The following is a 20,679-nucleotide window of genomic DNA, read 5'->3' as shown; positions in this document are numbered from 1 at the left end:
CGAACCCGCTCCGCCTCGCCGACATGCTCTCGACTATGTTGCGGGCTTCGTTTAGCAGTTTTCTGCTATAATAGACACATCCTTCTACTAACAGGAGCTTATGTTCATGGATCCCAAGACGCAGATCATGCGATATATGCAAACTTTAAAGAAACAGCATGCTTCCCTTCAGGAATTGGAACAGTTGTTTGTGGGACAGCCTTGCACCTACGAGCAATTTTCCCGCGCGGTGCTGGAGCTCGAAGCCGCAGGGATGCTGCAGATGGTTCAACGCCAGGGGAGAACCGGCAAGCTGCCGTCTCTCGCCTATCAATATAAAGTGCACAGAAGCCGGCTGAAAGAAGAGCTGCATCAAGAGATTCATCAAGCGAGACTGAAGCTGCACCCCTTAATCAGCCTGGATGCCTACTATGCGATGGAGCTTGACGACTGGCAGCGGGACTGGCCGTATCTCGAACGGATCGACGCTTACCTGAGGCAAAGCGCTTTGCCGGAGACCGTCGTCCCTGCGCCTGAGCGAAGCTTCGAGCTGGTCGGCGACGAGAAATGGATCACCGAGAAACGCGGGAAAGAGCTGCTCACCCGGATCGGGTTATGGGAGCGGCTGCGGATTATTCCCGCCTGGGACCCTTTGATGATGGCGGTGAATCCCCGTTGTTTGTGCCCGGCAAGTCCGATTCACAGACACCTTATCGTTGAAAATAAAACGACGTACCAGGCGCTGCTGCAAGCTTTGCCGGACGTCCCCTTTACGACGCTGATTTTCGGCGGAGGCAAGCGGATCGCTAAAAGCATCGAACTGCTTCCGCTTCAGCTGCCGCTTGGCGACGTTGCTCACCGGTTTTACTATTTCGGCGATATCGATCCGGAAGGGATCACGATCTGGCATACGCTGAACGAACGCGTGCTGGAGAAGTTCGGCTGCCCGGCGCTGCCGGCGCTCCCTTTTTACCGGGCATGTCTGGTCAAAAGTTTCGTATACGGTAAGGAGAATCAGCGGAGCAACGACGAAGCGATCCGGACGTTCGGTGGTTTTTTCACGCGGGAAGAGCAGGCAAGGATCAGCACGCTTCTCGCGGAGGGCGGCTACTACCCCCAGGAAATATTGCGGACGGAAGAGCTTGGCGCCATATGGAGGAACGCTTCATGGAATACGTAGAAATCGGTCAGATCGTATCCGGGTTCAGGGAACGGATGGCCAAGCTGGCGCTGTTCGATCCGCTGTACGAGCTGCAGCGGAAACGGCAGACGGACCGGCAAAACAAGCCGATCGACTTGATGGAGCTCGGCCTGCTAACGCTGCTGTTTTTTTTCGAGCAAAAGCTGATGCGCAACCACAAGGCCGGCGTCAAAGACTTGGCCCAGTTTTTGTGGAAAGTTACTGGTATCTTCATCGACCTGGACGAAGCGGGCTACGAGGACTTGGCGCGGCAGATCATCCAGACGTTCCGGCCAACGACCGGGAAGAAGCGGGACTTTGCCTTTATGAACTGGGAGAGCGGACAGCCGGACCGGATTTACATATCGATTTTGAAAGCCAACGCCTTCGATCTGAAGACCAATACGCAATACTACACGCTCGACGAAGATGGGCTCGAGCTTGTTTTTGCGACTAAGGAATTTTATTCGGAGTTTCAGCTGTCGATCCATCAGCTGGTGCTGCGCAAGCAGCTGGAGAAGGGCGAGTTCGAAGGCGCGCTGCGTCAGATCAACGAAATGCGCATCGACGTAGAAGCGCTGCAGGAGCGGATGGTCAAGCTGGAGCACGAGCTGAAGCGAAACATCGTATCGGAAGAAACGTTCGGACGGTACAAGGAGCTGCTCGAAGATATTTATATGCGGCTGCAGATGGAAAACGAGGAGTTCGAGGAATTGCGGCAGTTCGTGAAGGAGACGAAGGACCGCGTGCACGCCGAGACGATCCGGCAGGCGGATCAGCGGCCTTACGAGCTGATTCTGCGCATCTCGGGCGAGCTGGAGAAAGTACACGGGGATCATTCGATCCTGTTCCACCAAAGCATGGTGCTGAAATCCCACGCCTTAAGCGCCGCCCAAGAATCGCTGTATTACACAGGGCTTGATTCGTTTAATTTCGATCAGGACATCGGCTCTCTCCTGTTCAGTACGCCGCTGCCGCCGGAAGCGATGAAAGGGGTGCTTGCGCCGTTCCTTCCCGTGGAAGAGACGAAAACGTGGTCGCTGCTGACGGTATGGGCCGAACAAAATATAATGGAGGACGGCACCGGAGAGGAGCGGGACGACAAGTTTCTGGAGATCGGCGGCGACAGCGACGAACTGCGGTACCAGACGGTTCAGCAGAAGCTGTACAAGCTGCTGATGGAGCAGCTGCTCCTGACGATGGAAGAGAGCGGGAGGGCCGAGCTGAAGCCGTTTATCGGCCGGTTTGAAACCTCCGAATATTCGAGGCTGCTCCGCGAACGGTCGTTTTACGACTTCTGGATTTATTTGCATCAGCGCAGTCCGCTCCGGGCGGACGACAGCGAGGGAGGTCAGGGCGAAACGCAAGGCGCATGGCTGGACGCCATGTACGCGCTCCTCGGAAATCGCTGTCTGATCGTTACGGAGCTGCCGGATTCAATTCGCGTCAACGAGAGGTTTACGATTCAGAATATGCAGATAGTATGGGGAGATACGGATCAAGATGGGGCTTGAGAACGAAACGGTAATGAAAGCATTTCGCCTTTATACGCTGCTGGCCCGCGACAGCACGGCGGGGAAAGAATGGCTGCAGCAATACATGTCGGACGATGCGGTGCGCGGTCTGGTCGATCAATTCGCCCGCGAGGTCGATTGCGCGGTGCTGATCGCCGGTGAACAGCTGTATATGATTGCGGAGACAAGGTTATCGCCTTTTCATATAAGCAATGAGACGCTTAAACGGACTTATTTGCGGGCCAATGCCGTAAATGCCGATTTGTATTTGATGTATGTCAGCATCATTGTGCTGATCGGTGCTTTTTACGACAGCTATCAGACGATGGAGCCGACCCGCAGCTTTCTGGGGCTTGACGAATGGACGGAGCTCGTCAATGAGCGTATCACACTGCTGAAGTCGCATCCCGAAGCCGAGCTGAAGGAGATGGAGAAGGAATTTTCCTACAACTGGACAGCTTTGATCGAGAAATGGAGCGCGATGGACGACATTAAAGAAACGGCCTCCCGGCAAAGCGGCAATACGATCAGCCGGGTCAGCTTCATGGACACGGTGCGCAAATTTCTGATCGCTCAAGAGCTCGCCGCGGATATCGGCAATCAGGAAATCGCCTTGACCGAGAAAACGAAGGTCATCGTCCAGCGTTATTTCATGGAGCTGGAGTACAATCGCGGTATTTTGGAATTTCTGTACCAATTTGGCGTAAGCGAGGGGGAGGGGAGCACGCATGCCGGCGATCTCTAAAATCCGGTTTACGAATGTCGTCTATGAGGACGGCAACAAACGTTACAACGACGAGCTGTTTCATTTCGACGGCCATAACGGAGCGATTTTGCTGGAGAACGGCGGGGGCAAAACGGTGTTTATCCAGACGGCGATCCAGGCGGTGCTCCCGCATACCGACCTCGCCGGACGGAAGATGAAGGATACGTTAAGTCTGGAGAACGGCCCCGCCCATGTGGCGATCGAGTGGATTTTAAGCGACAGGCCGCGCCGGTATGCCGTCACATGCGTCAGTTTGTTTTTGACGGCTACCGGGCTCGATTCTTACCGGTATGTGTACGATTATCCGACCCTGGACCCCGATGCGATCGACCGGATTCCGTTCGTGAGAGAAAGCGCAGGCAAGATGAGGGCTGCGGATAAAGGCGAGATGTACGACTATTACCAGGGGATGGCGTCCAAACGAATGAACGCCAAGCTGCCGCCCACGATTAAGGAATACAAGCAGGTGCTGGAGAACGACTACCACATTATCGCAACGGAATGGGAGCGGATCGCCAAGATCAACGGCTCGGAGGGCGGCGTGGAAAGCTTCTTCGACGAATGCAAGACAACGACCCAACTGTTCGACCGGCTGCTGATCCCGACGGTGGAAGACGCGATGGCGGGTTATGTCCAGGGCGAGTTTGCCGATACGTTCGAATCCCACCGGGACAGCTTCAAGCGGTACAAGGAACTGAAAGAAAAGATCGAGGAAAACCAGAAAATATTGGCCGAGCTGGACAAGTACGTTCTCATATTCGCCAAAATGGACGCCAGGCAGCAGGAGTATGCGGCCGCACAAGCGGAAGCGAAAGCTTACTGGACGCTCGCGGGCGAGCAGAAGGAAGAGGAGTCCGCGAAGCTGTCGCGGCTGCGTGACCAGATGGCGGAAAGCGAACGGCAGCTGCAGCTTCTGGAACGGAGACGGGCGTCGCTCCATATCGCCAAAAACAAGCAGGAGCAGGCCGCCCTGGAAACGAAGCTTAACTTGGCCGAAGCCGATATGGAGCGGATCGGGCAGCAGGTAAGAGCGGCTAAGCGTCACTATTATTCCTTGCGTCTGGCCGACTACAAGCAGCAATGGAAACAAGCGGAAGAGCGGATGAATTATTTGCAGCGGGAGCTGGAGCAGCTCGGAAGCACGCGGGAGGAAGAAGAGCTCCGGGCGGCTTGGGAGAGCAACGGCGGGCAGATTCGCAGCTTGTATATGAGCCTGGAGCGGGAATGGCAGGCGGAGGAAGAGAAGCTTCAGCAGGAGCTGGCGGAAGGCCGCGACTGGATGAATCTGGAGGAGACTGTGCTGCAGGAGCTGTCCGGGCAACTGGAGGAGTTGAACAGACGAATCATCGAGCACCGGTCGATCGTGGAGGCGCGCCACAAAGACCGGGACAGTTTGCGAAGCGGCGTGCTGGCCAACCCGGATGTTGAAAGTATGGAAGGCAGCATGAAGGGATGGGCCGAGCGTTATCAGAAGCTGGACGACGGCAACGTGCTGCTCGTCCGGAAAAATAAAGAACTGGCGTCCGCCAAGGAGGAGAACGGCAAGGAGCTGGTGCGGACCGGCGAAGCGCTCAAGCAAGCGTTCGGGGATCGTACCGGTGCCGAGCGGAATCTGGAAGTGTTCCGCAAGGAGCACCAGTCTCTGATTTCCAAACTAGGCCGGTACCGGTCTTCCTGGGAGAGGCTCACGTCCGTCTACGATAAGCTGAGCTCCATCGAGGAGCAGCTTGGGGAGGACCGGGAAAAGCTGCGGCTGGAGAAGGAAGCCTGTCTGCTCAAGGAACGTCTCGCTTTCCGTTATATCGATGACTATAGCGGCCAGAATACTTTTTTCGCGGACGTGTATGTGGCGGAGCTGGCGGCGAGATGGAGCAACCAGTTCACGTTGCTGGAGACCGGCATCCAGTATTTGCAGGGGATCGGCTTTACGCAGCGGGCTTCGGTCCATCCTCTCTGGTCGATCACCTTAATTACGACGGAGCAGGAAGTCCCTTTATTGGCCAGCAAGTTAAGACAGCATGCAGAGGATATGCAGTATCCGATCCAAGTCCTTTCTTCGCAGGAAGCATCGCGGCTCGTGAATACGGAAGCGCCGATCGCCGCCGCGGAGCAGGCCTGGATCGAACCGCAGCATTGGCGGGAGAACGCGGATGCGGATGCTTTCGCAGACTGGAAGACGAGCATCGCCCAGAAGGGCGAAGAGGTTCTTAAGGCGCGGCAAGCGAAGGAGGAGGAGCTGCAGCGTGCTTCGGAGCTGCAAGCGGCGTTTCTGCGCTTCATCGAGACATATCCACTTGAGGCCGTCCAAGAGATGGAGAGGCAAGTCGGCTTCACGCGCGACCGGGTCCGGGAACTGGAGGGCCGGGAGGAGGAGCTCCAGAAATCGATCCGGCAAACGGAGCAGACGATCGACCAGCACCAGAAGATGATGATCGACCAGCAGGCCGAGATGGTTCAGCTACAGCAGTGGATCGAGAAGGGGCATAAATATGCCGAGCTGGGCAAAGAGATCGGCGCGCTGAATCTGGCTATCGACCAATATACGGAGCAGGCCGAAGGGCTGCAAAGCAAAGTGACCGGCAGACAAAGCACGATCCGGCATGTCAGACAGAAGATGGATTCCGCGAGCGACCGATTGGGCTATTTGAAGGTGGAACAAGCAAGCCTCCACAATCAGGAGCTGTATAGAGAGGTTCTGGACTCGCAGCCGGTTCCCGCGGAGCAAAGTCTGGAGTGGCTGAAAAACGAACGAAAAGATCTGCACCTGAAGCTGCACCGCATCTCTCAAGGACGACAGCAGCTCGAGGCCGACCAGAACCATGCGAGAAGCAGTAAACTGTCGCTGGAGAAGGAGATGAGCAAGCTCCGGCTGGAGCAGGCGGAGCTGGAGTTGGACGAAGAGGTCGCATTTATGGCGACGGGCGAGGAGCAGATGTCGGCGCTATTGAAGGAGCTGAGGGAGCAGGAAGCCCGTCTTGCGCGGGTGAAGAGCGAGTGCAAGCGGAGCGAAGATTCCTATAAGGAACAGGCGACCAAGGTTAGGCTGCTGGTCGAGCAGTATTCCGGCGCTTTTTCCGGTCAGCAGCCTGAAGTGTTCCATGAACCGCTGTATGAGGTCGAGGAGCAGGTTCAGGGGGAAGAACGGCGATTGAAGGAGCAGCAGGAAGGGCTGTTGCGGCTCCAAGGGCACATTCAAGGGCAGCTAGGCAAGCTGGAAGACGTGATCCAATTTCTGAATCAGTACAAAATTATTCACGGATTTGAAAACCCGCTTATTCCGTCGGCTCTGCTGACGCAGGAGCGGAAAGCGGAATTTCCGTACGACCGGATGAAGATCGCCAAAGCCGCGCTGAACGTTTTGTCCGCTGCTATGGAAGCTCTGGAGAACGAGAATAAAGCGGTGAAAAAGGCGAGAGCCCACTTCAACGATTTTTGCCGGAAACATATTCAAGATGTGAAGCTCCGGGAAATGGCCGAGCAGGGCGTCGAACAGAAGGACAGCTACGCGGAGATCGCCTTGTTCCAGCAGAAGATGCACAGCCGGATCGAACGCGTCAATCATGTAGCCGAAGAGACGATGAGCACCCATAATCAGCAATTGGAGCAATATATCGTTCACGTACACAGCCATCTCAGGCAAATCGCTTCCGAGCTGCGGGATATTCCGACCAAAACGAAGGTGAAGGTGGAGGATCAGTGGAAGCTGATATACTCGTTCCATATCCCCGAGTGGGAGGAGCTGGAGGCGAAGGAACGTCTGCGCAAACATCTGGAATGGATTTTGACGGAGCTGGAGAAGGGCCCGTACAGGGACGACAACGGGGTGGAGGTCAAGCCGGCGGTTCGCAAGGAGATTGAGAAATGGCTCGATACGAAGCAGCTTCTGCAAATCGTCCTGCAGGAGAAGCCGATGAAAGTCACTTGCCGGAAAGTGACGAATGAGAACAACGTGACGAAGGCGTCCTTCTCCTGGGAGCAGTCGAACAACTGGTCCGGCGGCGAGAAATGGAGCAAAAATATGACCCTGTTCCTCGGGCTGCTTAACTATGTCGCCGAGAAGCGCCAGCATATCCAGGCAAATATGAAGAGGCACCGCACTGTCATTCTCGATAATCCGTTCGGCAAAGCTTCGAGCGATCATGTGCTCAGTCCCGTGTTTTTTATCGCCGAGCAGCTCGGCTTCCAGATCATCGCGCTGACGGCGCATGCCGAAGGCAAGTTTCTGAAAGATTACTTCCCGGTCGTCTTCAGTTGCAGGCTTCGGCAAGCCGCCGGTGGAGGCAAGCTGGTCATGACCAAGGAAAAAGAGATCAACCAGGCTTACTTCCGCGACCATGAGCCGTTTTCTCTGGAGAGACTGGGGGATGTCAAGCAGATGGAGCTGTTTATGTAACATGGTTCATAACGAGGTCTGTTAATCTTCCGTTCCCGCAGCGGAGATTAAACGGACTTTTTTCTTTTATATGGCATTTCATCATCCGCTCCGCTTCATGCAATTCGAACGTGCCGTCGCATTCAGAGTCGCATATTCTCTCGTACGGCCGTGGGATAGGAAGCGGCGTAAAAGCATAGTTATGAATAATAGAAAGTCCGGAATCGTTCTTCGCACCTGTGAGCTTAACGCGGAAAGAGAAGCTTGCATGATGAATACTTAAATGATACACTTTGTATCTAAACAAAAAAACTGCCGCCAGAGCGGACTTTTCGCGGCTGCATCCTAAATAATAAGGCGGGATTGCATATGAAAAGGTGGCGTCTCCGGATCTATTCGGGCGGAATTTTGATTGCGTTATTAGTAGTATGCGGGTTTTATGTATACGAAACGTATCAGCCATCCAATCATTTTCATCCGTTTCATCTTCCTGTATTGGCGGTTCCTTCTTATTCGGACGAACCTGCCGCGCTTCCTCCTGCCAGCGTTGCCGCCGAATTAAGCGATAGGGTCACCGAGCGGCCCGAACCCGTTCAAGAACCGGGAGAAGCAGTTGCAGTGAACCGGTCGGAACATACTGTGGCGAAGGACAGGCAGGAAGAGCTCCCGAATCCGGGCAAGCCGAATCAAGTGGAGGAGTCTACCGGCTTCAACGTGCTTGTACTCGGTCTGGACAGCCGCGAGAAGGAAGCGTCCCGCTCGGATGCGCTTATGGTCGCCCATGTCGACCCGGATCAGAAGTCGGTTCATGTGTTGTCGATTCCAAGAGATACGCGCGTATACTTGCCCGGAGTCGGGTTAACGAAGGTGAATCATGCTTATTTTCTAGGCGCGGTCAAAGGGGGAAGCGAGAAGGCAACGGGGGCGGCGATCCAGGCCGTCAGCAATCTGCTGCGCATTCCGGTTCATTATTATGTCAAGACGGATCTGAAAGGTTTCGTCGAGCTGATCGATGCGATCGGCGGCATCGAGGTGGAGTTGTCGAAAGAGGTGCGGATTAGCGCGTCGCGGAAAGTGTTGCCGGCGGGAGTCGTTCAGATGGACGGAGAGACTGCGCTTGGTTTCGCCCGGGAGCGGTATTCGCTTGCCGATGGCGATTTCGGCCGTCAGGCCGGGCAGGTGGACGTCTTGAAGGCGGCGGTTAAAAAGATGCTGTCGCGCGAACGGATCGCCAAGCTGCCGGAACTGATCGGGAAGCTGCGCAAGGAGGCGGTCGAGACGAATATGACGGACGGCGATCTGCTGAGCCTGGCCTGGCTGTTTAAAGATACCGATCCGAAAAATATCCGACGTTCGTCGGTACCCGGGCGTTCCGTGACGGAGGAAGACCCGCTGGTCGGTTCGAAGTTGTGGTATTGGGAACCCGACCGGGCCGCGCTCGATTCGATCGTCAGCTCGTATATGAGGTAGCGGACGGAGAGAGGAATCGGACACCGTTACTGAAAACTCTTCGCCATGATTGCTTATGAAAAAGGTTGCGCAGCCTAGTCAGACGATGTCACGAGCCTGTTTCCCTCCCAGCCGGGAGGAGCAGGCTCTTTTGATTTTTTTGAGCCTTTCTGGGTGGAAGAGAGACCCAGTTCTTCCCCACTTGGCAGGTAGGGAGGGAGGCAGGCAGGGAGGGAGAAGCCGAATAAAGGTGATTTGCACCCTTTATTTTGTCCGAAACCGGCTTGGACAGAGAAATAAGAGCAGCTCCTAAAACAAGCGAAAAGGGTGTTGCCCCCCACGGTTGGTTGAAATAAGGGGTACAAACGAGGCTGTCGATTCACTGTGGACAACCAAGTGGAAAGGGAAAAGATTACCTTCTGGCGAGTTTTGTCTGGAATCCCCTACCTTACAATTCTTATTCAATCAAGGGATTCCGGACAACCTGTTTGAGCAGAAGAAGGTAACTTTTCACTTGGAACGGTCTGCTAACACTTCTACACAATGAATTGACAGTCTCACAAACAGCCTCTAGTTGCTTCCAGTTTTCGAATAGCCCGAAAATAAAGGACGCTGAAGACTTTTATTTCTATGCAATCGACATCTTAGAACATACAGCCGTGAGCGAGCTGCCGTACGAAGGTACGGTCCCCTCTCACATGTTCAGCGTACGGGGTTGCTCATCAAAGAACCGCTCGATAGTTTTCCGGGAAGGAGTGAATAAAAGTTGGCAGGTGGGTAAAAAGACACTGGGTACGGGACTTTCGGCTTATAAATGTTTAGACAAGAGATCTCGGCGAGTGCTATAATTTGGTACGAAATTACGAGTTTTATGCAGCTGATGTGCATCTGCGGTTAGGCAGGAGGGACGGGAGAAAGTGAAACGCGTACTAATAATCGTGCTGGGGGTTGTCATGCTGGCACTAGGGGGATGCTCAAGCCCTGGAGATACGAAAGAACGGGAAGTCCGGATCGGAATTATGCTTTCTGACGTTGGGCTTGGCGACCAATCGTTCAGCGATTCCGCTTTTCAAGGATTGATCAAAGCCCGGGACGGTCTGGGGGTCCGCTTCGATTATCGGGAAATATCGGAAACGCAGACGTACGAGATCGGGATCGAGGAGCTTGTCCGGGCGGGCAACGATCTGGTCGTCGGACTCGGCTTCATGTCGCAGGAAAGTCTCGAAAGCGTAGCCAAGAGGTATCCGAAGCAGAAGTTTCTGCTGATCGACAGCGTGTCCGAGCTCGAAAACGTCCATTCGCTTACATTTAAGGAGGACGAGGGGAGCTTTCTGATTGGCGTGCTGGCAGCGCTTAAGAGCAGATCCGGTCATGTCGGATTTATCGGGGGCGTCGATGCCCCCGTCATCCGTAACTTCTATAACGGATACGTTCAAGGCGTTCATGCGGTCAAGCCCGACGCGAAAATATCGCTGGCGTTCGCCGAAGATTTCGGAAACCCGGATAAAGGAGCGGAGCTCGCCAGGCAGATGATCGCCCAAGGGGCGGACGTGCTGTACCCGGCCGCCGGCCTGACCGGTGTCGGGGCCTTGAAGGAAGCGCAGGCGAAAGGCGTACTGGCCTTCGGCGTAGACAGCGATCAGTTCGCCGTAGCGGAGAAAGCGGTAGTCAGCTCGATGCTGAAGCATATTGACGAAGGCATGTACCAGGTAGCGAAAATGTTGACTGATCAAGGGGCTCTGCCGGACCGGCAGTTGTCGCTCGGTCTAAAGGATAACGGAGTCGGCATCGCTCCGGTGAGGGTCGTAACGCTCTCCGAGCAGGAGTCGGCCAAGCTGGAGTCGCTCAAGCGAGATTTGATCGAGCAGAAGATTCAGATCGGTTCGAGATGAATCGCAAGGACGGATAAGGACGGAAGGTAGAGATGATGACACTAAGCCGAAAACTGATCTTAAACGCCATGCTCCCGCTGCTGCTTGCGGTGTGCATGCTGCTCGTCGTTATTGTGCAGTCCAGGCAGCTTCAAGAGTCGAGCTCCGCAAGCGTCGATTCGCTGCTGAAAGCGGAACGGCTGGAAGGAGCGCTGCTGGCGTCACAGCTCGCTCTAAGCAACGCTTCCTATAATATGGGCGCGGGCAACGCCGCCGACGCGCTGGAGAAGGCGGCCGCGATTGCCTTGGAGATCGAAGGGTTGCAAACGAGGCTCGATTCGCCGGAGATGAAGGAACGATTGCAGCGGCTGGAGTCCAAATATGAGGGCTTTATTGCGGACGTAAAAAAAGCGGTGGAGAAATCGGACGACACCGAGCTGAAGCGCCAATCGATCCGTACGCTCGGCATGGCCAACGACGTGCATTTGCTTGGACGAGACATCGAATCTCTCTATGAAGCGAATCGGACACGGAATAAAACCGTGTTGAATGTGACAACGGCCGCAGCGGCCGTCATCTTTGCACTGACCGGGTGGATCACCTGGAGAATGACGCGGAGAGTCGTATTGCCGATTCAGAGACTGACAGCCACGACAGCCGCGATCGCCGGCGGCGACTTGACCGTATCGGTAGAGGATGCCGGGACCCGGGATGAGGTCGGTCAATTAACCGGCTCCGTCCGTCATGTCGCGAACAACTTGCGGCAGCTTATCGAGGAAGTGATGAAGCTGTCTCAGCAGGTGGTCGCTTCCTCCGGGGAGCTGAAGAGCAGCGTGGACCAGACCGGCAGCGCAAGCCGGCAAATTACGTCGAGCATCGAACAGGTGGCTGCCGGCGCCGAGGAGCAGGTCCGCATCGTGGAAGCGGCTTCGCTTGTGCTGGACGATATGACGGAGACGGTCGGACATATGAAGCAGCGGGCAAACGATGCAGAGAGAGCGGCCGGAGGCGCTTCGGAGCGTGCGGTAGACGGCAGCGCGGCGATCGGCAAGGCGCGGGGGCAGATGCATTCGATCCGGGAGACGGTCAACGGACTGGACGAATCGATCCGGCAGCTCGGCGAACTGTCCGGAGAGATCGGGCGGATCGTGGAAGCGATCTCGGCCATATCCGGCCAGACGAACCTGCTTGCGCTGAATGCATCGATCGAAGCGGCAAGAGCAGGCGAGCAGGGACGCGGCTTCGCCGTGGTGGCCGGCGAGGTGCGCAAGCTTGCCGAGCAGTCGGCCCAAGCGACCGGGGAGATCGCCGGATACATCGATCAGATCCGCGGCGGAATCGCGCAGGCCGTGAAGCAAATGGAAGCCGCCTCGAGAGAAGTGGCGCAAGGGATCGGCGTCGTCGATCAAGCGGGCCAATCGTTCGAGCAGATCGAGCTTGCGGTGACCGCTGCAGCCAGCGAGCTGCATCAAGTAGCGGTTCTGATTGCCCGTACGGCGGAAGGGGCCGGGCAGGTCGTCCGCTCTGTCGACAGCATCGCCGGGCTGGCCGGGCAGTCGGCGCAAGGGACGCAGCACGTCTCAGCCGCTTCCGAGGAGCAGCTCGCTTCGACGGAAGAGGTAGCGGCCGCCTCCGATACGCTGCTGCAACTGGCACAGAACTTGCGAGAGCATATCGGGAAGTTCAAGGTCTAATCGGATTTGACGGATTTTTGTCTATAATTTGAACAAAAAATGAAGAAATGATGAACATTTTGCGAAAACTATGTTACAATAGAGGTAACAATGATTTCGGCAAGGGGTGTTCATGATGACAACCAAAACGATGGCAATGGAGCAACAAACTGTGCAGGACGGCAATAAACTGGCGTCCGTCATGACCGTAGCGGCTTGGATTGCTTTGACGATCGGCGTAATCACATGTCTGGTAAATGTAACCGAATTCAGCGACCGTAACCTTGGACTGATGATTGGAGTCGGTTTCCTGATCGGCAGTGTCCAGATCTATATGATCGGAGCGGCGATTCGTCTGTTCCACAGAGACAAGTCGAGCCGCGGCAGTATCTAAGATGCGCCGCCAATAAGTTTACCCTTGAATAGGAACGTTCCGAAGAAGGCCCGGAGGGTCTTCTTTTTTTTGCGTTTCAGATAAGGACGCCGGATTCAGAAAACGTTCAGCAAGCATTCAACGTGGGTTCAGCTTCGTCCTTTATACTCCGAATCATACCCAATCAAGGGACTGGAGAGGAGGTCCAGCATGAAGCCGGATACGACGACCGCCGATATGAGATACCCTCATCTGAAATACCGGCACGAGCTGAAATACTTTGTGAACGTCCATCAGTACCACATCATCCGGCAAAGACTCAGAGGACTGATGCAGCCGGACAAACATGCGGGTCCGGGCGGCGAGTACCACATTCGGAGCTTATACTTCGACGATATAAACAACAAAGCTTTGCATGAGAAATTGACGGGCGCGCGCGACCGTGAGAAATACCGCATCCGGATCTACAACCTGCAGGACGGCATCATTCATCTGGAGAAGAAAATCAAATTCAAGGACTCTATATCCAAAGTCAAGGAAGCGCTTTCCAGAGAAACGGCGGACGCGATCGTGTCGGGACGGTTCGAGGTGTTGAACGAACCGGCGAAACCGCTGCAATTTCATATGTATATGGAGATGAAAAACCGGCTGCTGCGTCCCAAAGTCATCGTCGACTATACGCGGGAGGCTTACATTTGCCATACCGGGAACGTCCGGATTACGTTCGACAAAAACTTGCGGACCGGTCTGAACGCCATCCGCTTGTTCGACTCGAATCTGCCGACGATTCGCGCCTTAGACGAACATGTATATGTGCTCGAGGTCAAGTATGACGAATACATTCCGGAGTATATCCGGACCGCGCTTCAACTGGAAGGGCTGGTCCGCCAATCAAGCTCCAAATATGTGATCTGCCGCAAATTTCTCAAATTCAATAGCTGGGAGGATCAATAAGTATGAATACAAACACGAATGAAACGGTTAATTTCGCGGACCTGCTAAAAAAGTCGGTGCTCGAAAACTTCAGCGCCGGGATCGATATCTGGAAAATCGCCTTGACCCTTGCGGTCTCATTTATGCTGGGCTGGTTTATTTACGTTTTGTACAAACGGATCTTTAGCGGCGTCCTGTACTCCAAAAGCTTTAATGTCGCATTGATCGGCATGTGCCTGATCACGTCGCTTGTCATCATGGCGATCAACTCCAACCTGATCCTGTCGCTCGGGATGGTCGGCGCTCTCAGTATCGTCCGGTTCCGGACCCCGATCAAAGATCCGACCGATCTGATCTTTCTGTTCTGGTCCGCCGCAGCGGGTATCGTAACCGGTGCCGGATTTTATACGCTGGCCATTCTCGGTTCTATCGTCATCGGTTTGGTGTTGTTTATTTTTATCAAAAAATCTACGTTCGATACGCCTTACTTGTTAGTGATTAACTGCGACGACGGTTCGAGCGAGCAGAACCTGTACCAGATCTTAAACCGTCTTGTGAAACGGTACAACGTCAAGCAAAAAACGGTAACGCCTGACAACATCGAGATGACGGTCGAAGTGCGGCTGCGGGGCAATGAACCCGGCTTCGTCAATGAGCTTACCGCTGTAGGCGGAGTGAAAAACGCGGTCCTGATCAGCTATAGCGGCGATTACGTATCTTAAAAACTGGCGGTGATTCTACATGAAGGGAAAGGTTGCAGGGGCGCTGCTGCTAGGCTTGTGCCTCGTCTGCTTAAGCTGGAACACGACGGCTTCGCTGGCAGCGGATGTTCAAGGGCAGAACCGGGAGGCGAACGAATACGTATTTCCCCCAAATAAAGTCATCGATGTGAAAATAACGATCGACGAAGCGGACTTTCAGGATATGCTGGATAACCCGCTTCAGGAAGAATACAAGCCGGCGGATATTGAATATAACGGCACGACGATCCGCAATGTCGGCATCCGCACGAAAGGCAACCTCACGCTGCGGAGCGTGGCCAACACGGATTCGGACCGGTACAGCTGGAAAATCCAGTTTGACAAATATATCGACGGACAGACGCTGCATGGATTAACCAAAATCAACCTGAACAATAATTACGCCGACCCTACCTTTATGAGGGAATATTTGACTTATGAACTGCTGGAGGAGATGGGAGTGCCGACACCCGGCCGCTCCTACGTCAACGTATACGTCAACGGCGAGCTTCGCGGATTTTATTTAGCGGTCGAGCAGATTAACGAACCATACTTGACCCGTCATTTCGGCGATGCGTACGGAGCTTTGTACAAGCCGGACGGAGAAGGCAGCGACCTGGTATGGAAAGGGGACGACATCAGCCTGTACAGCGGGTTGAATCTGAAGTCCGAGACGTCGAACGGCGATGTGATTTTGGATATGCTGGATGAGCTGAACAACGGCACCGATTATGAGAAAGTGATCGATGTGGACAGCTTCTTGAGATACTTGGCCGTCAGCACCGTACTCGTCAATATGGACAGCTACCAGGGGAACCTGAAGCACAATTATTACTTGTATGAGCAGAACGGCGTATTCACGATGCTGCCCTGGGATTTCAATATGTCGTTTGCAGGACTAACGATGGGCGGAATGGGTAACACCCAGCAAAATGCCGGCGTGCTGATCGACGAGCCGACGATGGGCCGGGTCGCGGAACGGCCGATGATTGCGAAGCTGCTCCAGAACGAGACGTACAAACAAACGTATCGGGGTTATGTAAAGCAAATCGTCGACGGTTATTTGTCGGACAGCCGGTTCGAAGCGCGGGTTCAATCGCTGGCGGAGCTGATCTCGCCTTATGTCGAAAGGGACCCGAGCAAATTTTATACGTATGAGGAGTACCGGGCTTCCTTGAACCAGGACGTGCAAAACATCCCGGGCCTGTTGTCCTTTACGAAAGCTCGCGTCGATAACGTGTTGCAGCAGCTTGCCGGAACGATTCCCGCCTCCAATAATGGAGAAGGCTCCGGAGGCGGGATGGGGGGCGGACGCGGCAATCCGAACGGTCAGGGCGGCATGGGAGGCGGTATGCCAAACGGCGGCGGACAGCCAGGCAACTTTGGAGCGAATCCCGGAGCTAATGCTAACGGCCAAGGGCAGCAAGGTCAACGGGGGCAGGGACAGCAGGGCCAAGGGCAGCAAGGGCAGCAAGGCGGCCCGTTCGGTCCGGGCGGAGGTATGGGAGGTCCGATGGGAGAAGGCGGGCAAAGACCCGGCGGCGGAGCACCCGGCATGCCCGGCACGGAAGGCTGGATGAACGGGACAGACCCCGCAGCGGGGCAAAAGGAAGCGATCCTAACCGGCAGTGCGGTCGCCTTGCTTCTGCTGTCGGCTCTCTTCATTCATTTTTATAGAAGGAAAACGTGGTAAGTCTGCATAAAGCGGAAGTCAGAGGACGCCCGCTTGTCCCACGTCCAAACTTGAAGGATAGCCAGCCTCGCCAAGCATGGAACCACACGCGCTTGGAAAACTCGTAACAACCGTCAGGGTGTCGATGATGCCTTGGCGGTTGTTCCTGTTTGGTGTGCACCCACCAAGACAGCGATACCGCCGCCCCGCTCGTTTCCGCGAAATTGATGAAAAATCCCTGTTGCACGAAAGACCCCGGCAGTGTCTCGATCCCATTTGCACCGTTCAACCGAAAAGTCAAGCTTCGCTATTCCGTTACTGCTTCGCTACCTGCCATTGAGGGTAATGGAGGGTAAAGATTCGGTCCGAGGTGGTATTTTACCACCGTTTTTTCAAATGTAAATATAAGGAATAGTTATAAAATATGGAATTTGATAAAGAAGTTTTGTTTCCGAATTTCCTCTTTTTATGTGACTTCTCTCACAGCATTTTGTGAAAATGTCGAAACGTTGAACGATCTATTACGGAATTTCAACGTTTGTTTGACGCCTTTGTTAACAGGGCTTACGGGGACTGTCGTTTCTGTTATGTTAGTCACAGGAAGTATTAAAGGCGAGTCGTAAGGAGATGGGAAAGATGAGGCATAACCGGGTGTTCAAACGCTTGATCGGAGCGCTGACGCTTGTGCTGCTGACCGTGATGGCGTCCGGCTGCGGCGAAAGGCTGATCGTGCTTGATCCGAAAGGGCCGGTCGGCGAGCAGCAGCGTGATTTGATTTACATTTCTACCCTACTTTGTCTTGTAATCATCGTGCCGGTTCTAATTATGACGTTTGTAATCGCATGGAGATACCGGGAAAGAAAAAACAGCAAGGCCAAGTATGCGCCGGAGTGGGAGCATAACAACAAGCTGGAGATGACATGGTGGGGCATCCCGATTCTGATTATCGCGATTCTGGGTGTCATTACGGTGAGATATACGTATGCGTTGGAGCCTTCCAAACCGCTTGCGTCGCAAGGGGAGAAGGAAGCGATGACGATCCAGGTCACGTCGCTCGACTGGAAGTGGCTGTTCTACTATCCGGAGGAAGGAATCGCTACCGTAAACTACATCCGGTTCCCGGAAGACGTCCCTGTCAAGTTTTTGCTGACTTCCGATGCGCCGATGAACTCGTTCTGGATTCCGCAGCTCGGCGGTCAAATTTATACGATGTCGGGGATGGCGATGACGCTTCATCTGCAAGCCGACGAGCCGGGTAAATATATGGGCTCGGGCGCCAACTTCAGCGGCAAGGACTTCGCCAAAATGCAATTTACGGCGGAAGCCACCTCGAAGGCCGAGTTCGATCAATGGGTCGCAGGCATTAAGAGCAAAGATCCCGCACTAACCGAAGAAGGCTACAAAAAACTCGCGACGCCGGGTGTGTCGGACGTAGTCAGCTTCTCCTCATTCCCGAAAGGGATATTCGATCAAACCGTTACGAAATACGGAGCTTCCCATAACCACGGCAACGAGCCGGCCGGCAGCGGGAACTCCAAAGAAGGGAGCAGCCGCTAAATGTGGGATTCAATTAAACAGTTCGCTTCCGAATTTTTCGTGACAGGCGATCCACTCATTTATGGGGCGGATGTAGCGATCGTGCTGACGCTCGCTGCGGTTATATTTGTACTGACGTATTTCAAAAAATGGACATGGCTGTGGCGCGAATGGCTGACGACGGTGGATCATAAGCGGATCGGGATTATGTACGTCATCGCTGCGCTGCTAATGATGTTCCGGGGGGGCGTCGACGCCCTTCTGATGCGTACTCAGCTTGTCATGCCGGAAATGGAGTTTTTGAGTCCGGAGCATTATAACGCGATCTTTACAACACATGGCGTCATTATGATTTTGTTCATGGCGATGCCGCTCATGTTCGGTTTGTTTAACCTTGTTGTTCCGCTGCAGATCGGCGCGCGCGACGTTGCTTTCCCGTTTTTGAATTCGCTCAGCTTCTGGCTCTTTTTCTGGGGCGCGATGCTGTTCAACGTATCGTTCGTGATTGGCGGTTCGCCGGATACGGGCTGGCTCGCTTATCCGCCGCTGTCGCAAATTTCCCATAGTCCGGGCGTCGGTCAGGACTTCTATATATGGGGTATTCAAATATCCGGGATCGGTAGCTTGATGACCGGGATCAACTTTATCGCGACGATTCTGAAAATGCGTGCGCCTGGTATGAAGCTGATGCAGATGCCGATGTTCTCCTGGTCGGTGCTGTCCAGCAGCTTGACGATCATCCTTGCGTTCCCGATCTTGACCGTGACGCTGGCGCTGCTGTTCCTGGACCGTTACCTCGGTGCTCACTTCTTCACGCTGGACGGCGGCGGCAACCCGATGATGTATATCAACCTGATCTGGATGTGGGGGCACCCCGAGGTTTATATCGTCGTTCTGCCGGCATTCGGGATTTTCTCGGAAATTGTGGCTACGTTCTCGAAGAAACGGCTGTTCGGCTACAAGTCGATGGTGTTCGCTCTGATGAGCATCAGCGTCGTATCCTTTTTCACTTGGGCGCATCATTTCTTTACGATGGGCTCGGGAGCGGATGTCAATGCGTTTTTCGCCATATCGACAATGGTTATCGCCATACCGACCGGGGTCAAAGTGTTCAACTGGCTCTTTACGATGTTCCGCGGGCGTATCTCGTTTAAAACGCCGATGCTGTGGACAATGGGCTTCATTCCCTGCTTCGTTATCGGCGGTATGACCGGCGTACTGCTGTCCGTCGCTCCGGCCGACTTCCAGTTCCACAACAGCTACTTCCTGATCGCACACTTCCATCAGGTGCTGATCGGAGGCGTAACGTTCGGATATTTCGCAGGTCTGTATTACTGGTGGCCGAAAGTGACCGGCTTCATGCTGGACGAAAAATTAGGAAAATGGGCCTTCTGGCTTTGGAATATCGGTTTTTATCTCTGCTTCATGCCGCAGTACTTCCTCGGTCTGATGGGGATGACGCGCCGTCTGAATACGTACAGTTGGGACAAAGGCTGGTGGGATTTGAACCTGGTCTCGACGATCGGCGCATTCTTGATGGGTGCAGCCTTTATCGTCCAGGTGTGGCAGATCGTTCACGGCATGAAGGTCATGAAGCGGGACACGACCGGAGACCCATGGGGCGGACGTACGCTGGAATGGTCGATTCCTTCCCCGGCGCCTGCTTACAACTTCGCTACCGTTCCTGTCGTTCATTCCCGGGATGCATGGTGGGAGGAGAAGCTAGCCAAGGAGCAAGGAAAACCGCTTCCGCCGAAGCCTCCAATCGAGCCGATTCATATGCCTGGCAATTCGGGCGTGGCGTTTATCAAGTCGTTCTGCTGGTTTCTGGCGGGCTTCGGGTTCGTATTTAACTGGCTGTGGCTCGCTATACCGGGTATGATCGGAGTATTTGCTTGTATGTTGTGGCACTCGTTTACGTACGATAACGAATATTACATTCCGGCGGAAGAAGTGAAAGCAACGGAAGCCGAGATAAGGGGGACGGTCTGATGGGCAACGCAATCGGACATTCGCAGCAGCATGGGGCCAGCGGACATCACGATCATCACGACGGCCATCACGATCTGGAATCGGTCCGCACGTTCGGGTTTTGGCTGTTTCTGATCACGGACTGTATCCTGTTCGGCACGCTGTTCGCTACTTACGTCGTCTTGCAGGGCAATACGAACGGAGGCCCTACGGGGGCGGAGCTGTTCCAAATGCCGGGCATTATCGCATCCACGTTCATCTTGCTGACGAGCAGCTTTACGAGCGGACTCGCGGTATTGTCGATGAACCGTGGCAACAAAAAAGGGCTGATCGGCTGGCTGGCCGTCACCGCCCTGCTCGGACTGTCGTTTCTTGTGCTCGAGATCAACGAGTTCATTCATTTGGTTCATGAAGGAGCGACCATCGGAACGAGCGCGTTTCTGTCCGCCTTCTATACGCTGGTCGGCACACACGGCTTGCACGTCTCGATCGGCTTCGTCTGGATGATCGCGATTATGCTGCAGCTCGCGAAACGGGGCATTACTCCGGTAACGCGGCGCAAAGTGAACGTCATCAGCCTGTATTGGCACTTTCTGGACGCCATCTGGATTTTCGTCTTTACGATCGTTTACTTGATGGGGGTGATGTAA

At 54.5% G+C, this 20,679-nt stretch carries 14 protein-coding genes; all 14 read left to right on the top strand.

The window, feature by feature from the left end; all coding sequences use genetic code 11:
- The first annotated feature begins 106 nt into the window (after positions 1 to 106).
- The 14 genes from AC3Y2E_RS02000 to cyoC all read left to right on the top strand — a co-directional run bounded on the left by AC3Y2E_RS02000 (position 107) and on the right by cyoC (position 20,679).
- Entirely contained in the window at positions 107 to 1,159 is a 1,053-nt protein-coding gene (locus tag AC3Y2E_RS02000) for a Wadjet anti-phage system protein JetD domain-containing protein (protein WP_379206595.1), read from the top strand.
- Positions 1,147 to 2,673 (top strand): replicative DNA helicase, encoded by a 1,527-nt coding sequence (locus tag AC3Y2E_RS01995; RefSeq protein WP_379206593.1) that lies wholly within the window; start codon positions 1,147 to 1,149, stop codon positions 2,671 to 2,673. Before AC3Y2E_RS02000 ends, AC3Y2E_RS01995 begins: the two co-directional genes overlap by 13 nt.
- Positions 2,663 to 3,418 carry a DUF6063 family protein gene (locus tag AC3Y2E_RS01990; protein ID WP_379206591.1) on the top strand — a complete coding sequence of 252 codons (756 nt, stop codon included), beginning with the start codon at positions 2,663 to 2,665 and terminating at the stop codon, positions 3,416 to 3,418. The genes AC3Y2E_RS01995 and AC3Y2E_RS01990 overlap by 11 nt, the downstream gene beginning before the upstream one ends.
- The gene (locus AC3Y2E_RS01985; protein WP_379206589.1) at positions 3,402 to 7,832 is read left to right on the top strand and encodes a coiled-coil domain-containing protein; all 4,431 of its coding nucleotides are present in this window, start codon (positions 3,402 to 3,404) and stop codon (positions 7,830 to 7,832) included. The genes AC3Y2E_RS01990 and AC3Y2E_RS01985 overlap by 17 nt, the downstream gene beginning before the upstream one ends.
- A gap of 348 nt (positions 7,833 to 8,180) precedes the next feature.
- Positions 8,181 to 9,281 (top strand): LCP family protein, encoded by a 1,101-nt coding sequence (locus AC3Y2E_RS01980; protein WP_379206587.1) that lies wholly within the window; start codon positions 8,181 to 8,183, stop codon positions 9,279 to 9,281.
- Positions 9,282 to 10,177: 896 nt separating this feature from the next.
- Entirely contained in the window at positions 10,178 to 11,152 is a 975-nt protein-coding gene (locus tag AC3Y2E_RS01975) for a BMP family lipoprotein (protein WP_379206585.1), read from the top strand.
- Between the two features lie 32 nt (positions 11,153 to 11,184).
- Entirely contained in the window at positions 11,185 to 12,825 is a 1,641-nt protein-coding gene (locus AC3Y2E_RS01970) for a methyl-accepting chemotaxis protein (protein WP_379206583.1), read from the top strand.
- A gap of 112 nt (positions 12,826 to 12,937) precedes the next feature.
- Positions 12,938 to 13,198, top strand: coding sequence for a hypothetical protein (locus AC3Y2E_RS01965; RefSeq protein WP_223837223.1), 261 nt, complete (start codon positions 12,938 to 12,940; stop codon positions 13,196 to 13,198).
- A 189-nt stretch (positions 13,199 to 13,387) separates the two neighbouring features.
- A complete protein-coding gene (locus tag AC3Y2E_RS01960; RefSeq protein ID WP_379206581.1) occupies positions 13,388 to 14,131 on the top strand; it encodes a polyphosphate polymerase domain-containing protein in 744 nt (247 codons plus the stop codon).
- A 2-nt stretch (positions 14,132 to 14,133) separates the two neighbouring features.
- The gene (locus AC3Y2E_RS01955; protein WP_379206579.1) at positions 14,134 to 14,832 is read left to right on the top strand and encodes a DUF4956 domain-containing protein; all 699 of its coding nucleotides are present in this window, start codon (positions 14,134 to 14,136) and stop codon (positions 14,830 to 14,832) included.
- Positions 14,833 to 14,851: 19 nt separating this feature from the next.
- A complete protein-coding gene (locus tag AC3Y2E_RS01950; RefSeq protein ID WP_379206577.1) occupies positions 14,852 to 16,543 on the top strand; it encodes a CotH kinase family protein in 1,692 nt (563 codons plus the stop codon).
- A 678-nt stretch (positions 16,544 to 17,221) separates the two neighbouring features.
- The gene (gene cyoA / locus AC3Y2E_RS01945; RefSeq protein WP_379207212.1) at positions 17,222 to 18,079 is read left to right on the top strand and encodes a ubiquinol oxidase subunit II; all 858 of its coding nucleotides are present in this window, start codon (positions 17,222 to 17,224) and stop codon (positions 18,077 to 18,079) included.
- Positions 18,080 to 20,050: a cbb3-type cytochrome c oxidase subunit I gene (locus AC3Y2E_RS01940; RefSeq protein ID WP_190932318.1), complete on the top strand. Its 1,971-nt coding sequence runs from the start codon at positions 18,080 to 18,082 to the stop codon at positions 20,048 to 20,050.
- Complete coding sequence (gene cyoC, locus AC3Y2E_RS01935; protein WP_190932317.1) at positions 20,050 to 20,679, top strand: cytochrome o ubiquinol oxidase subunit III; 630 nt, start codon at positions 20,050 to 20,052, stop codon at positions 20,677 to 20,679. The genes AC3Y2E_RS01940 and cyoC overlap by 1 nt, the downstream gene beginning before the upstream one ends.

This window comes from Paenibacillus sp. MAH-35, assembly GCF_058135425.1.
Note: the sequence above shows the minus strand (reverse complement) of the source record. Positions and strands in the feature narration are given on the sequence as shown.

Excerpts from the sequence above, each read along its gene's own strand:
- AC3Y2E_RS02000 (WP_379206595.1), top strand. The coding sequence starts at position 107 with ATGGATCCCAAGACGCAGATCATGCGATATATGCAAACTTTAAAGAAA.
- AC3Y2E_RS01995 (WP_379206593.1), top strand. The coding sequence starts at position 1,147 with ATGGAATACGTAGAAATCGGTCAGATCGTATCCGGGTTCAGGGAACGG.
- AC3Y2E_RS01990 (WP_379206591.1), top strand. The coding sequence starts at position 2,663 with ATGGGGCTTGAGAACGAAACGGTAATGAAAGCATTTCGCCTTTATACG.
- AC3Y2E_RS01985 (WP_379206589.1), top strand. The coding sequence starts at position 3,402 with ATGCCGGCGATCTCTAAAATCCGGTTTACGAATGTCGTCTATGAGGAC.
- AC3Y2E_RS01980 (WP_379206587.1), top strand. The coding sequence starts at position 8,181 with ATGAAAAGGTGGCGTCTCCGGATCTATTCGGGCGGAATTTTGATTGCG.
- AC3Y2E_RS01970 (WP_379206583.1), top strand. The coding sequence starts at position 11,185 with ATGATGACACTAAGCCGAAAACTGATCTTAAACGCCATGCTCCCGCTG.
- AC3Y2E_RS01965 (WP_223837223.1), top strand. The coding sequence starts at position 12,938 with ATGATGACAACCAAAACGATGGCAATGGAGCAACAAACTGTGCAGGAC.
- AC3Y2E_RS01960 (WP_379206581.1), top strand. The coding sequence starts at position 13,388 with ATGAAGCCGGATACGACGACCGCCGATATGAGATACCCTCATCTGAAA.
- AC3Y2E_RS01955 (WP_379206579.1), top strand. The coding sequence starts at position 14,134 with ATGAATACAAACACGAATGAAACGGTTAATTTCGCGGACCTGCTAAAA.
- AC3Y2E_RS01950 (WP_379206577.1), top strand. The coding sequence starts at position 14,852 with ATGAAGGGAAAGGTTGCAGGGGCGCTGCTGCTAGGCTTGTGCCTCGTC.
- cyoA (WP_379207212.1), top strand. The coding sequence starts at position 17,222 with ATGGCGTCCGGCTGCGGCGAAAGGCTGATCGTGCTTGATCCGAAAGGG.
- AC3Y2E_RS01940 (WP_190932318.1), top strand. The coding sequence starts at position 18,080 with ATGTGGGATTCAATTAAACAGTTCGCTTCCGAATTTTTCGTGACAGGC.
- cyoC (WP_190932317.1), top strand. The coding sequence starts at position 20,050 with ATGGGCAACGCAATCGGACATTCGCAGCAGCATGGGGCCAGCGGACAT.